At 66.0% G+C, this 12,290-nt stretch carries 14 protein-coding genes; 12 read left to right on the top strand and 2 right to left on the bottom strand.

What is annotated here, in order from left to right; translation table 11 throughout:
* The 4 genes from ACTRWG_RS12465 to ACTRWG_RS12480 all read left to right on the top strand — a co-directional run.
* The coding region (locus ACTRWG_RS12465) for a hypothetical protein (RefSeq protein ID WP_462829375.1) at positions 1-432 on the top strand (432 nt) is incomplete at its 5' end.
* A gap of 122 nt (positions 433-554) precedes the next feature.
* Positions 555-923, top strand: coding sequence for a DUF6497 family protein (locus tag ACTRWG_RS12470; protein ID WP_462829376.1), 369 nt, complete (start codon positions 555-557; stop codon positions 921-923).
* 214 nt (positions 924-1,137) lie between these two features.
* Positions 1,138-1,278, top strand: coding sequence for a hypothetical protein (locus ACTRWG_RS12475; RefSeq protein WP_008556504.1), 141 nt, complete (start codon positions 1,138-1,140; stop codon positions 1,276-1,278).
* Positions 1,279-1,347: 69 nt separating this feature from the next.
* On the top strand, positions 1,348-1,692 hold the full coding sequence (locus tag ACTRWG_RS12480) for a hypothetical protein (protein WP_027238159.1): 345 nt from the start codon (positions 1,348-1,350) through the stop codon (positions 1,690-1,692).
* An 86-nt stretch (positions 1,693-1,778) separates the two neighbouring features.
* On the opposite strand, the gene ACTRWG_RS12485 is transcribed toward ACTRWG_RS12480, so the two are convergent.
* Positions 1,779-2,924, bottom strand: coding sequence for a DcaP family trimeric outer membrane transporter (locus ACTRWG_RS12485; RefSeq protein ID WP_027238158.1), 1,146 nt, complete (start codon positions 2,922-2,924; stop codon positions 1,779-1,781).
* Positions 2,925-3,601: 677 nt separating this feature from the next.
* Here ACTRWG_RS12485 and ACTRWG_RS12490 point away from each other — a divergent pair.
* The 3 genes from ACTRWG_RS12490 to ACTRWG_RS12500 all read left to right on the top strand — a co-directional run bounded on the left by ACTRWG_RS12490 (position 3,602) and on the right by ACTRWG_RS12500 (position 6,630).
* Entirely contained in the window at positions 3,602-3,805 is a 204-nt protein-coding gene (locus ACTRWG_RS12490; RefSeq protein WP_008555836.1) for a hypothetical protein, read from the top strand.
* A gap of 128 nt (positions 3,806-3,933) precedes the next feature.
* On the top strand, positions 3,934-5,979 hold the full coding sequence (locus tag ACTRWG_RS12495) for an acetyl-CoA carboxylase biotin carboxylase subunit (protein WP_435659869.1): 2,046 nt from the start codon (positions 3,934-3,936) through the stop codon (positions 5,977-5,979).
* 147 nt (positions 5,980-6,126) lie between these two features.
* Complete coding sequence (locus ACTRWG_RS12500; RefSeq protein ID WP_462829377.1) at positions 6,127-6,630, top strand: hypothetical protein; 504 nt, start codon at positions 6,127-6,129, stop codon at positions 6,628-6,630.
* A 19-nt stretch (positions 6,631-6,649) separates the two neighbouring features.
* On the opposite strand, the gene ACTRWG_RS12505 is transcribed toward ACTRWG_RS12500, so the two are convergent.
* Positions 6,650-7,084: a DUF4174 domain-containing protein gene (locus ACTRWG_RS12505; RefSeq protein WP_435659868.1), complete on the bottom strand. Its 435-nt coding sequence runs from the start codon at positions 7,082-7,084 to the stop codon at positions 6,650-6,652.
* Between the two features lie 177 nt (positions 7,085-7,261).
* Between ACTRWG_RS12505 and ACTRWG_RS12510 the strand changes: the two genes are divergently transcribed.
* The 5 genes from ACTRWG_RS12510 (at position 7,262) to ACTRWG_RS12530 (ending at position 12,284) form a co-directional block, all read left to right on the top strand.
* Positions 7,262-8,197: a hypothetical protein gene (locus ACTRWG_RS12510; RefSeq protein ID WP_462829378.1), complete on the top strand. Its 936-nt coding sequence runs from the start codon at positions 7,262-7,264 to the stop codon at positions 8,195-8,197.
* Positions 8,163-10,292, top strand: coding sequence for a methylmalonyl-CoA mutase (scpA, locus tag ACTRWG_RS12515; RefSeq protein WP_462829379.1), 2,130 nt, complete (start codon positions 8,163-8,165; stop codon positions 10,290-10,292). The genes ACTRWG_RS12510 and scpA overlap by 35 nt, the downstream gene beginning before the upstream one ends.
* Positions 10,293-10,583: 291 nt before the next feature.
* Positions 10,584-11,072, top strand: a complete 489-nt coding sequence (locus ACTRWG_RS12520; protein WP_462829380.1) for an MAPEG family protein — start codon at positions 10,584-10,586, stop codon at positions 11,070-11,072.
* A gap of 85 nt (positions 11,073-11,157) precedes the next feature.
* The gene (locus ACTRWG_RS12525; RefSeq protein WP_462829381.1) at positions 11,158-11,766 is read left to right on the top strand and encodes a VOC family protein; all 609 of its coding nucleotides are present in this window, start codon (positions 11,158-11,160) and stop codon (positions 11,764-11,766) included.
* Entirely contained in the window at positions 11,763-12,284 is a 522-nt protein-coding gene (locus ACTRWG_RS12530) for a GNAT family N-acetyltransferase (RefSeq protein ID WP_027238150.1), read from the top strand. Before ACTRWG_RS12525 ends, ACTRWG_RS12530 begins: the two co-directional genes overlap by 4 nt.
* The last annotated feature ends 6 nt before the right edge of the window (positions 12,285-12,290 follow it).

Below are 12,290 nucleotides of genomic sequence, written 5' to 3' on the forward strand. Positions count from 1 at the left end.
AGCGTGACCCGCAGCCGTTGGCATATCATCCGCACGGACAGCAGCCTGACGCTGTCGCGCCGCCTGCCTGCGCGGTTTGATGTGGCGGCAGAGACTGCGCTGCCCGCGGGCGACCCGCTGCGGCTGGCGCATCAGATCCGTCAGGACATGTGGCGCAAGCTGCAGTCTTTGCGCGGCTTCTCCCCGGTGGTGGAAATCACCACCGAAGGGCAGGGCCTCAAGGTGCGCGCAGGCGGGCAGGTGACGGGCCGGGTGCCCGGCAATGCCGCCGGGCAAATCGCTGAGATCCTGGAGAACCCGGCCAGCCGGGCCCGCTGGGTCCGCCATGCCGGCAGGCGGCAGGGGGGCGGGCTGCGTGATTCCCGGGCAGATGCGGGAGATTCGCACAGATTCGCGGCAAAAATTGACATGAAGAGCGAATCAGCGTCATGATCCGCTCCAGCCGATATCAGACAGCGCGCGCGATTTGCGCAGCGCCTGCAGCTCCGGCCGGAGGAGCCCGGGAAACCGGGGGCCGGGGCTGCGGATATCTGGCGGCCATCCCCTTTGCGTTCTTGGCCCAGGCCGCGCTGGCCGCAGACGCCATTGCCGTGCCCTCGGGCCAGCCCGTGACGCTGGCCGAGGTGCTGCTGGACCAAGCACCCGGCCAGCCGGGCCAGACCTGGGCGCGGTTCCGTTTCCTGGCGCCGCAGATCGCCCGCGGCATCGGCACCGTCAGCTATGACACCGCGGCCCCCGACATGGACCACCTGTGCGGCACCCTGGCGCTGCCTTACCTGGCCGACCGCGGGATGACGGCCGCGCGGGTGGTGATTTCGCTGTCCGACCGGGAGCTGCCCTTTGGCGCGCAGGACCCGGAGGCGACCCAGTTCTTTGAGGCCTACCGCCCCGACGGCGCGGCCTGCATGTGGGAGGCTTTCTGATGCGTCCACAATATCTTGCGGGGCAAAGCTCAGATCGGCGGAAACTTGCGGCATTGCAGCCACAGCGCTGCCAATTGCCGCGATTTGCATGTGACTCGGATGCAAACCGGGCTATCCTCGGCCCGGGCAGTCGTTTGGCTGCCTTCGCATTGAGGTTGAGGCAGGCGGCGGGCGCAGCCCCCGCAGGTTTCACAAATTTTATCAGGAGACAGAAATGTCCAAGAGCATCAAGCTTATCGCCCTGGCCGGCCTGCTGGCCGCCGTCACCGCCTGCGCCCAGCAGGAAGAAGAGTTCGTTGTGGTTGAGCCGCAGCCGGTCTCGCAAGAGCCGGAATTCACCGGCAAGTACAACTAATCACTACAGGGGTCCGGCCCTGCGGCCGGCCCCCGCCGCCCCGTGGGGTGCCGGACAGGAGGCACCCATATGCTGAAACACCGCGGGTTCCCGGGCCGTATGCCCGGCACTGATTTCCAATTCACCATCCGCCGCCCCAACCCCAAAGGGGTGACGCCGCTGATCCGGCGCGAGCGCTTCCGCGACCGCAAGAACGTCGACAGGCGCGTCGATGCCGTCTTCATGCAGGCGCTGTGGGAGCATTTCGGCGACCAGCCGTTTGAACGCGGCAACCTCGACGCAGGGCGTCTCAGCTGGCTGTTCGGCCGCGAGGTGATCCCGGCCGAAGATCCGTTTGATCCGGAAAGCTATGAGGCGCTGCTGGTCATTGACGAGTCCGCGGCGCGCGCCGCGTTCCCGGAGGCGTTCAGCTGATGCAGGCGCCCCGCACGCATATTACGCCCGCAACCCCGCAAGGTTTCTTGCGGGGCAGGGGTCTGCGCTGCGGGGCGGCCCGCCTTTCAGAAGTCCAGCTGCACCGCCAGCTGGATCCGGTCGCCGTCAAAGCTGTTGCCGGAGATCGTGTCGTTGCGCTCGCCAAAGATATATTCGGCGCTGAACGTCAGGTTGTCGGTCGGGCTGTAGAACGCATTCACGTGGATGGTTTCCAGCTCGGTGAACGACAGCGTGCCGGTCGAGGTCGGCAGATCGTAATCTTCGCGCCCGTAGGCGACGCCGACATTCCACTGGTCGTTGATCTGCTGCCGGAATTCCAGCGTATAGCCGTCCACGTCGTTGGCCTGGCCGCCGACAATGGCATCGCCAAGCCCGATCAGCAGCGGGCCGATCGCCTCGCCGGTGACATATGTGGCCTGGATCAGGCCGCCGGTCCACGGGGTGATCGCGCCCGACAGGGTGACGCCGGTCTGGTCGACTTCGACGGCGCCGCTCTCAGCATTGCCGACCAGTCCGGCAATCCGGGCCGTGAACAGGTCATTGCTGTACTGCGCCGCAGCGGTGAAAATCGGGTCGCTGGACGGAACCGCGCTTTCTTCGATCGACAGGCTGTAGTCGAAACCGTTGCCGAAGCTGTTGCTGTAGCGCACCTGCGGCTTGCGGGCGAAGGCGATGCCAACCGGGCCGTTGAATTCCACCGACACGGGATACTGGCCGATGGGCATGAAGTTGGTCCAGGTCTGGCCGATCAGCCAGTTGTCGCCGATCTGTATATTGGCGTGGCGCACCCGCAGTTCCGGGCTGCTGGCGGAGCCGCCGAACAGGTCCAGTTCGAGCTGGCCCTGAAGCAGGCCGATACCGGTTTGCGTGCTGGTGCGGATACCCAGCCGGGTTTGCCGGATGGTTGCGTCGAACCTGCCGTCGGTGGCGTTCACCGGTTCACCGATGTTGTTCACGAACGCGCTGTCGCCCTGGATGAAGTCGAAGTCATAGAAGAAATCGGCTTTGACATAGCCGTAGATATCGACCGACGTGCCGCCAAGCCGGAAGTCGCCGGGGATACTGCCGGCCTGCTGGTTTTCCGCCTCCAGCGCCTCGACGCGGGCCCGCAGGTCCAGCAGTTCGGACTGGGTGTCCGCCTGCGCCAGCCCGGCACTGGCGGCAAGGGCTGCAGCAGCCAGGGTGAAATGCCCTTTAAGCACTTTTTTCATGGGGTTATCCCTCCTCCTTATTTGGTGTTCTTCAAGGCTCCCATGCAGGTCAAACAGGGGGAAGTGACATCAAAGAGAGCAGCCGTGATCCACAGCGCCGCTAAAGGTGATGGAAACTCACGCTCTGCTGCCGGATTTGTGAACCCGTGCCCCAAGGCCATGCCTGGCAACCGGAATCCTGTCCCCGGCAAAGGGGTCTGTTCACGCGCGGCCTTGCGCGGCAGCCGCCGCGGTTCACGGCAGCGTCACCTGCGTCACGGATATGTGACGCCGCTGATGCGCTCCCGCGGCAGTTGCCGGGGTGCGGTCCGTAACATCGGCGTGAACTCGCACACGGCCCCTGTGAAACAGCGGGAATCTGCCCAAATCCGCGGCGCCGGATTTCAGGGGCTTACACCCGCGGCCATGGCGTGCATCGTGAGTCAAGCAGCGCAGCCACGCTGCTGTGCCGAGCATCTGTTCCGGCCCCTTCGCCTGAACGGGCAGGTACGCGACCCCATCCGCGGCCTGCCCGTCTTTTATCCCCTTCAGGCAGCGGCGGAAGCTTGCCGTTACGCCCCCCCGATACGGCAAGCCTCCGCCCAACAGAGGGTCCCTGCCGCTCGGCCGTTGCGCCTGACTGCCTTGCCTGCAAATTCCGCCGGGACACTTACGTCCCCGGAAGAAGGAACATGGACATGCGGGCAAAATCTCTTATCGCAGCGCTCTCGCTGTGCGGCCTGGCGGCGGCCTGCGGCGACACCACCGGCGAACGCGTCGTCTATGGCGCAGGCGCGGGCGCAGCGGGCGCTGCGCTCTTGGACGCCAACCTGGTCACCGGCGCCGCTGTCGGCGTTGCCGCAAACCTTGTCTACTGCGAACAAAACCCCCGCAAATGCTGAGGCTGCCGCCGCAGCTTTGAACAGCGGCCCCGCCGGGGCTGCACATCCTATCGCGCTTACGCCGTGCCTGGGCTTGCCCCGGGCGCGGCGTTTTGCATTCCGGAATACCAAGAAACAAGGGACTGCCTATGTTTGATAAGATCCTGATCGCCAACCGGGGCGAGATCGCCTGCCGCGTGATCAAAACCGCGCGGAAAATGGGCATCAAGACCGTTGCCATCTACTCCGACGCCGACAAACAGGCTCTGCACGTGCAGATGGCCGACGAGGCCGTCCACATCGGCCCGCCGCCGGCCAACCAGTCCTATATCGTCATCGACAAGGTGATGGAGGCGATCCGCCAGACCGGCGCCCAGGCGGTGCATCCGGGCTACGGTTTCCTCTCTGAGAACTCCAAGTTCGCCGAGGCGCTTGAGGCCGAAGGCGTTGCCTTTGTCGGCCCCCCGAAGGGCGCGATCGAGGCGATGGGGGACAAGATCACCTCTAAAAAGATCGCCCAGGAGGCCGGCGTCTCCACCGTGCCCGGCTACATGGGCCTGATCGCCGATGCCGACGAGGCGGTGAAGATTTCCAATGAAATCGGCTATCCGGTGATGATCAAGGCCTCCGCCGGCGGCGGCGGCAAGGGCATGCGCATCGCCTGGAACGACGAAGAGGCCCGGGAAGGCTTCCAGTCCTCCAAGAACGAGGCCGCGAACTCCTTTGGCGACGACCGGATCTTTATCGAGAAATTCGTCACCCAGCCGCGCCACATCGAAATCCAGGTGCTCTGCGACAAGCACGGCAACGGCATCTACCTGGGCGAGCGCGAATGCTCGATCCAGCGCCGCAACCAGAAAGTCGTGGAAGAGGCCCCGTCGCCGTTCCTGGACGAAGCAACCCGCAAGGCGATGGGCGAGCAGGCCGTGGCTCTGGCCAAGGCCGTGGGCTACTCCTCCGCCGGCACCGTGGAATTCATCGTCGATGGCGACAAGAACTTCTACTTCCTGGAAATGAACACCCGCCTGCAGGTGGAGCACCCGGTCACTGAGCTGATCACCGGCGTCGACCTGGTGGAGCAGATGATCCGTGTCGCCGACGGCGCCGAACTGCCGCTGCGCCAGGAAGACGTGAAGCTCACCGGCTGGGCGATTGAAAACCGTCTCTATGCCGAAGATCCCTACCGCGGCTTCCTGCCCTCCATCGGCCGCCTGACCCGCTACCGCCCGCCGCAGGAAACCGCCGCTGGCCCGATGCTGGAAAACGGCAAATGGCAGGGCGATGCGCCGGCAGGCGAAACCGCCGTGCGCAACGACACCGGCGTCTATGAGGGCGGCGAGATCTCGATGTACTACGACCCGATGATCGCCAAGCTCTGCACCTGGGCGCCGACCCGCGAGGACGCAATCGACGCCATGCGGATCGCGCTCGACAGCTTCGAGGTGGAGGGCATCGGCCACAACCTGCCGTTCCTGTCGGCAGTGATGGATCACCCGATCTTCATCGAAGGCTCGATGACCACCGCCTTCATCGAGGAGCAGTATCCCGAGGGCTTCGAGGGCGTCGAACTGCACAGCGACGACCTGCGCAAGATCGCGGCCGCCTGCGCCGCCATGCACCGGGTTGCCGAAATCCGCCGCACCCGCGTGTCGGGCCGGATGGACAACCACGAGCGCAAGGTTGGCACCGATTGGGTTGTCTCGCTGCAGGGCCAGTCCTTCGCCGTGGTGATCGACGCCGACCGCGAGGGCGCAACCGTCAACTTCGAGGGCGGCGGCAGCTACCGGGTGTCCTCCGACTGGACCCCGGGCGACCATCTGGCAACCCTGCAGGTGAACGGCGAAACCCTGGTGCTGAAGACCGGCAAGGTCACCCAGGGCTTCCGCATCCGGTCCCGCGGCGCCGATCTGAAGGTCCATGTGCGCACCCCGCGCCAGGCCGAACTGGCGGCGCTGATGCCGGAAAAACAGGCGCCGGACACCTCCAAGATGCTGCTTTGCCCGATGCCCGGCCTGATCGTGAAGGTCGATGTCGAAGTGGGGCAGGAGGTCCAGGAGGGCCAGGCGCTCTGCACCGTCGAGGCGATGAAGATGGAAAACATCCTACGCGCCGAGAGGAAGGGCGTCGTCTCCAAGATCAACGCTGCCGCGGGCGACAGCCTGGCGGTCGACGATGTGATCATGGAATTCGAATAATGCACTTCGGGGCAGGCGCATATGCAGCCGGGCAGGCGGGTTTCCCCGCCCCCGCGGCCGTGCCTGCCCCGGCCCCCGGTGCGCCATGCACCGAATCTTCAGGAATTTCTGACAGCTTGAGGGCGTTTGAAGACCTCAAGGTGCCGCATGACCCGTCTCCTGACCTGCCTGTTGACCGCTCTGGCGCTGCTGTCCGGCTGCGCGCTGGACAAGGAGGAGGCGCTGCGCGCCCAGCTGTCCGCCTGGGTGGACCTGGGGGAGACGTTTTTCTTCCAGAGCTCTATGAGCTGCACCGCCGCGGTGTTCCACACTGCGGAAAACCCGCGCATCACCTCGCTGGTGGGCCGGGCCCGCTCGCTCAACACCGGCATGAAGATGCTGGAGGCGGGCCAGCCGGTGCTGTTTGCGGTGTCCGGCAAATCCCCCAACGCGGTGACAGAGGACATCATGTCCCGCGACCTGCCGCAGGGGCTGGGGGTGCTGAACTCCGGTCTGGCCGGGGTCAGCTGCATGACCGACCTGGTCAAATCGGTGTACTATCAGGCGATCCGCAACCCGGGTTCCAGCCTGGTCTTCGTGCCGGAAACCGGCGCGATGGTGGTCTTGGACAAACAGGCAATGGCGCTGATCTACGTCCGCGGCAACGGCTGACCGGAGCTGCCGGGCGGGCTCAGCCGCCGCGCCGCTCTTCCACTTCGCGCAGCCGTTCCGGGAACTTGTCGATGGTGCGGGACAGTTCGCGCACCGTCCAGGGATGCGGCTTCCTCAGCTTGACGCCGCCGTCCTTGCCCACCAGCACCAGCATGAAACCGCGCGGCCGCAGCTTCTTGCGCAAGGCGGATTTGGCCGCCGGATCGGTGTCGGTCAGCACCACCACATCGCGCTCGCGCAGGGCGTCGGCGCCCTGCATCAGACGCTCGATCTGCTCGTGGAACCGCGGGTCCTCGGGGCTGTCGGCAAACACCACAACCGGGCGGTGCGTCCACTGGAACTCCTCCAGCTCCACATCATACCCGGGCTGGATCAAGTCGGATGTGCTGCCGTCGGCGGCCACTGACGCCAGCGGAATAAAGCCTGCCAAAACAACGGATAGGATTGCTTTCATGATCTCTCCTGTCCCGTTGAATATATGTGCGGCGGCGGCAAATGCGACCGTGAATTCCGCGGCCCGGCCAAAAAATATCATCGTTAACGGGATAATGAGGGGTTGCCGGCCATGATTGTGCAATTCCCCACGACCGGGCTGCGGCCTGCGGCCCTCCAGCAGAGGTCCCGTAACACGATGAAAGTCATCCTTCACACCGGCGCGCACCGCTGCGCAACCACATCGTTTCAGGAATACATGCGCCAGAACGCGCAGCCGCTGCACCGCCGGGGCATTGGCTTCTGGGGGCCGTACCGCACCCGCGGCGGGGGGCTGTTCCATGGCATCCAGCCAGGCCCGGTTCCGGTCACCGGCCGTGATCTGGTGCAACGGGCCCAGGGGCGGCTGCAAATCCAGATGGCGGCCAGCCGCGACGCAGGCGTGCAGCAGCTGCTGGTCAGCGAGGAAAACATGCTTGGCGCGGTCCGCGCCAACCTGCGCATCGGCGACCTCTACAGCGGCGCGGGGGAGCGCATGGCGCGCTTCGCCGAGGCCTTTGGCGGTGCGGTGACGGATGTCGCGCTCAGCATCCGCAGCCTTGATGCCTACTGGACTTCGGCGCTGGCCTATGCCGTCGCGCGCGGCCACAAGATGCCCACGGAGGCCAGCCTGGACCGGCTGGCGCAGGCGCCGCGCAGCTGGCGCGACGTGATCACCGACATTGCCTGCGCGATGCCCGGCGTGCGCCTGCACGTTCTGCCGTTCGAAACCTTCGGCACCCGGCCCGAAGCGGCGCTGGAGGCCCTCACCGGCATCGAGGCGCCGCGCACCCACGCGCGGGTGCGCTTGAACGCGTCGCTCTGCCTGCAGGACCTGCGCGCCAGCCTGCCGTCCTCCGCGGCGGCTGAGCTGCCGGAGGGCACAGGCCGCTGGCGGCCCTTCACCGGCGCGCAGACCGCATATCTGCGCGAGGCGTATGCCGACGACATGATGTGGCTTGCGGGCGGGGCGGACGGCCTCGCCGCGCTGGCACAGGACCCGGATAAACAGGCGGCGGGCACGAACCCGCCCCGTATCGCACTGACAAGAGGAAGACCTGATGACAAACAAAGACGAATGGCGGGCTCTGGCTGAGAAAGAGCTGCGCGGACGGGCGGTTGACGACCTCAATTGGCAGACCCTGGAGGGCATCGAGGTCAAGCCGCTCTATACCGAAGACGACACCAAGGACCTGCCCCACATGGGCACGCTGCCCGGGTTCGGCCCCTTCACCCGCGGGGTGAAGGCCACCATGTACGCAGGCCGCCCCTGGACCATCCGCCAGTACGCGGGATTCTCCACAGCGGAAGAATCCAACGCCTTCTACCGCCGCAACCTGGCCGCGGGCCAGCAGGGCGTCTCGGTCGCCTTCGACCTCGCCACCCACCGCGGCTACGACAGCGACCACCCGCGCGTGGTCGGTGATGTCGGCAAGGCCGGCGTGGCCATCGATTCAGTCGAGGACATGAAGATCCTGTTCGACGGCATCCCGCTCGACAAGGTCTCGGTCTCGATGACCATGAACGGCGCGGTGATCCCGGTGCTGGCGTCGTTCATTGTCGCCGGCGAGGAGCAGGGCCACGACCGGTCCCTGCTGGCGGGCACCATCCAGAACGACATCCTCAAGGAGTTCATGGTCCGCAACACCTATATCTATCCGCCCAAGCCCTCGATGCGGATCATCTCGGACATCATCGAATACACCTCGAACGAGATGCCCAAGTTCAACTCCATCTCGATCTCCGGCTACCACATGCAGGAGGCCGGCGCGAACCTGGTGCAGGAGCTGGCCTACACCATCGCGGACGGGCGCGAATACGTGCGCGCGGCGCTGGACGCGGGCATGGACGTGGACAAATTCGCAGGCCGCCTGAGCTTCTTCTTTGCGATCGGCATGAACTTCTTCATGGAAATCGCCAAGCTGCGCGCCGCCCGCACCCTGTGGCACCGGGTGATGACCGAATTCGGCGCCAAGTCCGAACGCTCCAAGATGCTGCGCACCCACTGCCAGACCTCGGGCGTGTCCTTGCAGGAGCAGGATCCCTACAACAACGTGATCCGCACCGCCTATGAGGCGATGAGCGCAGTCCTCGGCGGCACCCAGTCCCTGCACACCAACGCGCTCGATGAGGCCATCGCGCTGCCTACCGACTTCTCCGCCCGCATCGCCCGCAACACCCAGCTGGTGCTGCAGGAAGAAACCGGTGTGACCAACGTGGTCGACCCGCTGGCCGGCTCCTACTACATCGAAAGCCTCACCAACGAGCTGGTCGAGAAGGCCTGGGCGCTGATGGAAGAGGTTGAGGAGATGGGCGGCATGACCAAGGCGGTCGAGTCCGGCATGCCCAAGCTGCGCATCGAAGAAAGCGCCGCCCGCCGCCAGGCGATGATCGACCGCGGCGAAGAGGTGGTCGTCGGCGTCAACAAGTACCGCAAGGACAAGGAAGACCCGATCGACATCCTGGATGTCGACAACCACGCGGTGCGCGAGGCGCAGATTGCCCGCCTTGAGACCATGCGCAAGACCCGCGACGAGGCCGCCTGCCAGGCGGCGCTGAAAGAACTCACCCGCCGCGCCAAGGAAGGCAGCGGCAACCTCCTGGAAGCCGCAGTAGAAGCCGCCCGCGCGCGGGCCTCAGTCGGAGAGATCTCCATGGCAATGGAAAAGGAATTCGGCCGCCACCGCGCCGAGGTGAAAACCCTGGCCGGCGTCTACGGCGCTGCCTACGAGGGCGACGAGGGCTTTGCCGCGATCCAGAAATCGATCGAGGACTTCGCTGAGGAAGAAGGCCGCCGCCCGCGTTTGCTGGTGGTGAAAATGGGCCAGGACGGCCATGACCGCGGCGCCAAGGTGATTGCGACGGCGTTTGCCGACATCGGCTTTGACGTCGACGTGGGCCCGCTGTTCCAGACCCCTGAGGAAGCCGCCCAGGACGCCATCGACAACGACGTCCATGTGATCGGCATCTCGTCGCAGGCCGCAGGCCACAAGACCCTCGCACCGCAGCTGGTCGAGGCGCTGAAGGCCGAAGGCGCAGAGGACATCATCGTGATCTGTGGCGGCGTGATCCCGCAGCAGGATTACGAGTTCCTGTACTCCAAGGGCGTCAAGGCGATCTTCGGCCCCGGCACCAACATCCCGGAAGCGGCACAGGACATCCTGCGCCTGATCCGCGAGGCACGCGGCTAAGCAAACGAGGGCCGCGCGGGGCAGGGGAGCTCTCCCGCACCCGCAGGTGCCCGCCCTACGGGCCGCCCCCTTGGCGGCTTTGGGTCAGGCAGCCCGCCCCGTTGGGGCGGGCTGCCTGCATCGCGCGGAGGCGCGATGCCGCGCCCAACGGGCGCGGATGTGCCTTTGGCACAGGCCGGCGCCGGGCGGGAGCGCTTGTTTTCACGGCCTTTGTGCCGCGTGCTGCAGGTTTCTGCCGCGGCCAGCGCGCTGCGCCTTGGCAAACCCGTGGGGCGGTGGTTGAGTGGCGTCATGCTGCGCTCAAAACGCCCCCAGATCCTCATTGGCATGGCCCTCGGCGCCCTCTGGGGGGGTGTCGTCACCGGCCTGCCGCAATGGCTGGGCCTGCCGTACATCCCGGCCCCCATCGCCTTGCCCGGTGCCTTTCTTGCGCCGGGACTGGTGCTGGCCCTGATCATAGGCCGCCTGGCGCAGCGGCGGTTCTTCGATGACGCCATCATCGACGGAGAGCCCTTCGCGCCCGGCACCGCGGCAGAGATCGACCAGCGGGTGCTGGCCAATACAGTCGAGCAGCTGGTGCTGGCGCTGGCCGTCTGGCCCTTTGCTGCCGTCACTCTGGGCGGCGCCGTGGCGATTGCCCTTGGCCTCTCGTTTGCGCTGATGCGGGTACTGTTCTGGTCCGGCTACCACCTGTCGCCGCCCTTGCGGGGGCTCGGTTTCGCCGGGACGTTTTACCCGACGGTGATTGCCGGTATCTGGGCGGCGGCGGTCTGGGTCTGAAGGAACCGCCGCATCCGGCCGCATTTCCCGCCTTGCACCCCGCCGCCGTCCGGCTAGTCTCACGCGCAAAAGGGGGAGGGCGGATATGATACTCGATCATCTGGCGGTGGCAGGGCAGACGCTGCAAGAAGCTGTTGCCCATACAGAAGAGGCTTTGGGCCTCCCCCTCGGCCCCGGCGGCCAGCATGCCCGCTATGGCACCCATAACCGGCTGATCGGGCTGGAGGACGGGCTCTATCTGGAGGCCATCGCCATCGACCCGGAGGCCCAGCCGGAGGAGCAGCCGCGCTGGTTCAATCTCGACCAATTCACCGGCCCCGCACGGCTCAATAACTGGATCCTGCGCAGCGAAGACCTAGCGGCGGAGAAACACATGCTGCCGCCCCATGCGCAGCGGCATGTCTCGATGCAGCGCGGCGATCTCAGCTGGCTGATGACGGTGCCTGCGGACGGGCTGCTGCCGTTTGATAACCTCTTTCCTGCAGTCCTCCAGTGGCAGGCAGAGCCACCTGCGGGCAAGCTGCCGCAATCCGGCTGCCGGCTGACCCGTCTGGTTCTCAGCCACCCGGAGGCGGCAGAGCTGCAAACCGCACTGGACCGCATTCTCAATGACCCGCGCCTCAAGATGGAGGCCGGGGAGCCGGCAATGATGGCGGAATTCGCTACGCCGCACGGGCAACGGGTGCTGCGGTGATCATCCGCCCCGCAACCCCCGCCGACGCGGAGGCCGTCTGCGCCATCGCCAACTGGGTGATCCGCGACACGCTGGCCACCTTCAACACCATCGAAAAAACGCCGGAGCAGGTGCGCGCGCAGATCGCCGCCTGCAACGGCAGCTATCTGGTGGCGGAACAGGACGCCCGGATCCTCGGCCACGCGTATTTTTTCCCCTTCCGCTCCGGCCCCGGCTACCGCTTTACCGCCGAACACACCATCCACCTGCTGCCCGCGGCACAGGGGCAGGGCGCGGGGCGCAGGCTGATGCAGGCGCTGGAGGAGAAGGCAAAACAGGCAGAGATCCACGTGCTGATTGCCAGCGTCAGCAGCGCAAACCCCGGCGCCATCGCCTTTCACGCCGCCCTGGGCTATGCGGAAACCGCCCGGATGCCTGAACTTGGCTGCAAGCAGGGGCGCTGGCTCGACACTGTTTTCATGCAGAAAATCCTGACCCCGGGGATTCCCGCCCCTGACAGCGCCCCCAAACCCCGATAGGCTCGC

The sequence above is a fragment of the Leisingera sp. G5_S3_59_S7 genome, assembly GCF_054968485.1.